General features: G+C 34.5%; 6 protein-coding genes. 2 read left to right on the top strand and 4 right to left on the bottom strand.

Annotation, left to right across the window (positions count from 1 at the left end):
- The 4 genes from guaA to mazG all read right to left on the bottom strand — a co-directional run.
- The coding region (guaA, locus tag Q1J40_RS05475; protein ID WP_301099045.1) for a glutamine-hydrolyzing GMP synthase at positions 1–1550 on the bottom strand (1550 nt) is incomplete at its 3' end.
- 31 nt (positions 1551–1581) lie between these two features.
- On the bottom strand, positions 1582–2211 hold the full coding sequence (locus Q1J40_RS05470) for a DUF1919 domain-containing protein (RefSeq protein ID WP_301099043.1): 630 nt from the start codon (positions 2209–2211) through the stop codon (positions 1582–1584).
- A gap of 294 nt (positions 2212–2505) precedes the next feature.
- A complete protein-coding gene (locus Q1J40_RS05465; RefSeq protein ID WP_301099046.1) occupies positions 2506–3222 on the bottom strand; it encodes a response regulator in 717 nt (238 codons plus the stop codon).
- Between the two features lie 83 nt (positions 3223–3305).
- Positions 3306–4088: a nucleoside triphosphate pyrophosphohydrolase gene (gene mazG, locus Q1J40_RS05460; RefSeq protein ID WP_301099042.1), complete on the bottom strand. Its 783-nt coding sequence runs from the start codon at positions 4086–4088 to the stop codon at positions 3306–3308.
- Positions 4089–4230: 142 nt separating this feature from the next.
- Between mazG and pepP the strand changes: the two genes are divergently transcribed.
- Together pepP and Q1J40_RS05450 are read left to right on the top strand one after the other, a co-directional pair.
- Positions 4231–5532 carry a Xaa-Pro aminopeptidase gene (pepP, locus tag Q1J40_RS05455; RefSeq protein WP_301099041.1) on the top strand — a complete coding sequence of 434 codons (1302 nt, stop codon included), beginning with the start codon at positions 4231–4233 and terminating at the stop codon, positions 5530–5532.
- 121 nt (positions 5533–5653) lie between these two features.
- The coding region (locus Q1J40_RS05450; protein WP_301099040.1) for an aminotransferase class V-fold PLP-dependent enzyme at positions 5654–6005 on the top strand (352 nt) is incomplete at its 3' end.

The raw sequence follows: 6005 nt of genomic DNA, 5'->3' as shown, positions 1-6005 counted from the left end.
GGTGGTTTTCCGCTTACGTCATAAACCACTCTCGATATGCCATCTACTTCGTTGATAATACGATTTGAGATTTTACCGAGTAGGTCGTAAGGTAAATGCGCCCAATGTGCAGTCATAAAGTCGATAGTTTCAACAGCACGGAGGGAAACAACCCAATCATATTTACGTCCATCTCCCATTACGCCAACGGATTTTACTGGTAGGAATACGGTGAAAGCTTGGCTCACTTTGTAGTACCAACCAGAGTTGTATAACTCTTCGATGAAGATTGCATCGGCTTTGCGTAATAAATCACAGTATTCTTTTTTGATTTCGCCTAATACACGTACGCCTAAACCCGGACCAGGGAATGGGTGGCGGTTAAGCATTTCAGCTGGTAAGCCTAATGCTAAACCAATTTTACGCACTTCATCTTTGAATAATTCACGTAAAGGTTCAACTAGACCAAGTTTCATATAATCTGGTAATCCACCTACGTTATGGTGTGATTTGATTACGTGTGCTTTACCCGTTTTACTTGCTGCTGATTCGATTACGTCAGGGTAGATCGTACCTTGTGCCAACCATTTCACACTTGTGAGTTTTTTCGATTCATCATCGAACACATCTACAAACACTTTACCAATGATTTTACGTTTCGCTTCAGGTTCATCAGTACCTTTTAACGCATCAAGGAAACGATCTTCAGCATTTACACGGATAATATTTAAGCCGAATTTATCGCCAAACATTTCCATTACTTGGTCGCCTTCGTTTAAACGTAATAGACCATTATCAACAAATACACAGTGTAGTTTTTTACCGATAGCACGGTGTAAGAGTAGAGCAGTTACAGAAGAATCTACTCCTCCCGATAAGCCTAAAATTACTTCATCATCGCCTACTTGTGCTTTAATGCGATCCACAGCATCTTCAATAATGTTTTCTGCTGTCCAGTTGGTTTCACAGCCACAAATATTGACTACAAAGTTGGTTAATAACGCTAAACCACTTTTCGTATGAGTCACTTCTGGGTGGAATTGTACGCCGTAGAAATGGCGACTTTCATCAGACATTGCAGCAATCGGGCAAGTTGGTGTAACACCAGTTATTTGGAAATTTTCTGGTAAGCGAGTAACTTTATCACCGTGGCTCATCCACACATCTAATTTTGGTGTAGAAGCGGTGAGATCATCATTTAATTTTGCAAATAATGAATCAGTGGATTTTAATTCAACGGCAGCGTAGCCAAATTCACGATGATTTGAGTTTTCAGTTAAACCCCCTAATTGCATTGCCATTGTTTGCATTCCGTAGCAGATACCTAATACAGGTACATTCGCTTGGAAAACGTATTCAGGCGCTCTAGGGCTATCATCTTCAGTGGTACTTTCAGGACCACCAGAAAGAATGATACCCGTTGGGTTAAATTCACGAATTTGCTCTTCGGTAACATCCCAAGCCCAAAGTTCGCAGTAAACCCCAATTTCACGTACACGACGTGCGATAAGTTGAGTATATTGTGAACCGAAGTCTAAAATTAAAATCTTGTGATTATGAATGTTGTTCATTTTTCGCCTTTAGTTAATATTAAAATGAGTGTTAATTCTTTTCTGCCTGATTAAACCAATCTACAAAATCAAAGTAATCGTAATAACGTTTACCATTTAATCCTGTGTATTCAAATAGATCTCCCACCATGCCATTTTGTTCAAATCCAGCAATATAAACTGTACTTTTTAACTCTGGATGAGGCTGATGAGTAAAAATTATTTTATGTTTAAATGGAAGATTGTCGAATTCTACCAAATCTTGATAAGTGCAACCATCTCGATCTGTCATTACAATGAATAAATTTTCTAAACTCATACGCTTAGTGCGATTTTCCCATTTATCTTTGGCTTCTTGTTCTGAATGATAGTGCATAAAATGAATGGTTAAATTATCTAATTTGGCGACAGGGTAACGCTTTTCTGTGGTAATAAATTGCAGAGATTGATTATGATAATATTCAATATGCTTTAAGTACTGGATAAAGTCTTTTGCGGTTAAATATAAATTGATAAAAGGGGAATTGAATTTCTGATTGAGATCGTGAAGCACAAAGCCACCAATACAATTACTTGATAATACTGTAATATTTTTTGCTTTTAGTCGCTTTCTATTTTTGGTATTTTTCCAATTTCTTAAATAGTAATTTATTTTATTGGTGATTTGTTTACGTGAAATCATATAAACCCTTTGCAAAATAATATTGAAAACTTACCGCTTGTTAATCGAATAAACAGATTGGCTTAGCATTTTTTGAGTAAATATAGTTTAAATTTATACTATGAATCATTTCATTACCAATAAATATTTGCTTTATTTTTAAGGCGTTGAATTAATATTAACAATGTTAAATTTAGTAAAGGGTTATTGATTATTTTCTGAGAGATAAAAGTTTTTATTATTGATCTTTGTTAGTGTATAGTTCTCAATAGCATTAAGCATATAATCTCTGATAGACCAGAGGTTAATTAATATTTATTCCTCAGTTACCAGAAGATATCCTCTCCCTCTCAATGTTTTAAACCAAGGCAGATTATCATCCCTCTCAGGCAATTTTTTACGTAAATTTGATATATGCATATCAATAGCTCTATCATAAGGTGTTAACTGTTTTCCTAAAATCTCTAAACTTAATAATTCCCTAGATAAAATTTGACCTGGGTGACTTATTAATATTTGAAGTAAAGCAAATTCAGTACCTGTTAAGTCTAAATCTTCACCATTAAATATAGCTTGTTGTCTACCTGGATGAAGTTCAACTCCTCCAAATTGTAATCTTTTTTGTTCTTTTTCTTCAGTTCCGGTTGAATGATCAGATAAGGTATTAGGGAAGTTTGTACGGCGTAAAATCGCTCTAATTCTAGCAACTAATTCTCGATCATTGAATGGTTTAGGTAAATAATCGTCTGCACCTAGTTCTAATCCTAAAACACGATCAATATCATCATCTCTAGCACTTAACATGAGAACAGGAGTTGTGCATTTTTGACGAATTCTTTTTAATGTTTCAATCCCATTTAGTACAGGCATCATTATATCCAACAATATAATGTCATAACTTTCTATTTCTAATTTATTTAGTGCTTCTTGTCCGTTATGTACAACTTGAATATAAAATCCTTCTAGTGATAATAGTTCAGCAAGAAGTTCTGTTAATTCTACATCATCATCAACAAGTAAAATTTTAGACACAGGCGTTTTTTCCATTTAATTCTATCCTAGTTGTTGCTTTATAAATTGTAAAAATTATGCTTACTTTACATAAATTTGCTCATTTATTCCATAGTTTTTATTCTATCCCACAAAATATCTAATTCTACAAGGGATGTCTGCTCTAAATTTTTTCCTTGTGATTTCAATATGTTTTCTATTTTTTTAAAGCGATTTTCAAATTTGATATTTGCATTACGTAAACTAGTTTCAGCATCAAAATTATAATGTCTACAAAGATTTACAGTTGCAAAAAGTAAATCTCCTAGTTCTTCATTTAATTTTTCTGGGACTAAATCCTCTCGATTTATCTCATCTTGTACTTCTGTTAATTCTTCTTGTACTTTATCAAAAACATCTTGAAGTCTTTCCCAATCGAATCCAACTTTAGCACAACGCTTTTGTATTTTTTGTGCGCGCGTTAAGGCAGGGAGAGCAAAAGGAAGATCATCAAGAATAGATTCTTGCCCTTTTTGTTTTTTTTCATTGAGTTTTTGTTGTTCCCAATACTGTAAAGCTTCTTCACTATCACTAGCTGATTTATCACCAAATACATGAGGGTGGCGATAAATGAGTTTATCATGGATATCATTAAGGACGTCTTGGAATGTAAATGAACCTTCTTCTTTAGCTAATTGGCTAAGAAATACCACTTGTAGCAATAAGTCGCCTAATTCTTCACGTAGAGAAGATCTATCTTGAGTATGAATGGCTTCAGCGACTTCGTAGGTTTCTTCTAATAGGTGGGGAAGCATGGAATCAAAATTTTGCTTTATATCCCATGGGCAACCTGATTGAGGATCTCTTAATTTTGCTACAACATCTTGGAATTGTTCAATGGTTATCATAATAATCTCCTAATTTTAGTTTCTTTATTTTCCCTTTCCTTTTTGATGTTGTCCAATATTTTATAAATAGCATTTACGTTTTATGCTATCATTGTTTGAAATTCTTACCCTGTTTTTACTCATATTTTTATAGGAGATTAAAATGGATTTAGCTTATCTTCAAAAATTACCTGATAGTGAATTTATAGAAAGACGCGAACGTGTGTTCAAACAAATGCAAGATAATTCGGCATTGATTGTTTTTACAGAAACTGAAAAGCGTCGTAATAATAGTAATGAATATTTATTTCGTCCCGATAGTTACTTTTGGTATTTGACAGGGTTTGCAGAACCTAAATCAGTATTATTATTGATAAAAACGGCAGAAAAAAATGAAAGTGTTATTTTTTTACGAGAAAAAAATCCAGATATGGAAACATGGAATGGTCGCCGCTTAGGCACCATTGCAGCACCAAAACAATTAAATATTGATGAAGCTTATAATATTGATGATATTGACGCTGTGTTTGCAAAAAAATTGAAAGATCTTACCGCTTGTTATTATGCAAAAGGTCTGCAAGAGTGGGGGGATGCTATTGTTTCTAAAACATTTAGCATAGATTGGGACAATATCATTGATTGGCAACCAATGCTTTCTGAAATGCGTCTATTCAAATCCAAAAATGAGATTGCTTTAATGCAACAAGCTGGACAAATTTCTGCTTTAGGACATATCCGTGCAATGAAACAAACTCGTCCAAATCGTTATGAAATGGAAATTGAAGGCGAATTACAATATGAATTTTCTCGTTTTGGGGCAAGATTTCCTGCCTACAATCATATCGTAGCAAGTGGTGATAATGGCTGTATTTTGCATTACACCGAAAATGACCAAGTATTAAAAGATGGCGATTTATTACTGATTGATTCAGGTGCTGAATTTGCTATGTATGCAGGTGATATTTCCAGAACATTCCCTGTAAATGGTAAATTCTCACCTGCTCAACGTGAGATATATCAAATCGTTTTAGACTCAATGAAAGCAGCAATAGAATTACTCGTACCAAACAGTTCTATTAAAATTGCTAACGAAAAAGTGTGTCGAATCATGGTAGAAGGTTTAGTTCGCCTTGGTATATTAAAAGGTGATGTTGAACAATTATTAGCAGATAAAGCTTATCGTCAGTTTTATATGCATGGTTTAGGACATTGGCTTGGACTAGATGTACATGATGTTGGTAATTATGGTAACGAGCGAGATAGACCATTAGAACCGGGTATGGTGCTAACGGTTGAGCCGGGATTGTATATTTCACCTGATGCGGATGTACCGGAGCAATATAAAGGAATTGGTATTCGAATAGAGGATAATCTATTAATTACAGAATACGGTAATAAAAATCTTACCAGTGCTGTACCTAAAGAAATGGATGAGATTGAAGCAATTATGGCTCAATCTGCTTAAATCTAAAAATGAGTGGTGTGAATGATTTTACACCTCTTTTTATTTTATTTGGAAATCTTCAATCAGTAGGGTTTTTTCGCTAGAATGCGCGCATTATGATAAGAAATATAGAGGAAGTATCATGAATTCAGTTTTCAACTTTAGTGCTGGTCCTGCAATGATGCCAAAACCAGTGCTAGAACAAGCTCAACAAGAATTATTAAATTGGCAAGAGCAACAAACTTCGGTAATGGAAGTGAGTCACCGAGGTAAACTATTTATGGAATTAGTGGCACAATCAGATAAAGATTTTCGCCAGTTATACAATATTCCAGAGAATTACAAAATTCTCTTTTTACAAGGTGGAGCAAGAGGGCAGTTTGCGGCGATCCCAATGAATCTTATTGGTGAAAAAGGTAAAGCTCTATATCTAACTAGTGGCCATTGGTCTGCAACAGCAGCAAAAGAAGCACGTTTATTCTGTGATGTAGATG

The sequence above is a fragment of the Otariodibacter sp. genome, assembly GCF_029256985.1.
GTDB lineage: Bacteria > Pseudomonadota > Gammaproteobacteria > Enterobacterales > Pasteurellaceae > Otariodibacter.
Note: the sequence above shows the minus strand (reverse complement) of the source record. Positions and strands in the feature narration are given on the sequence as shown.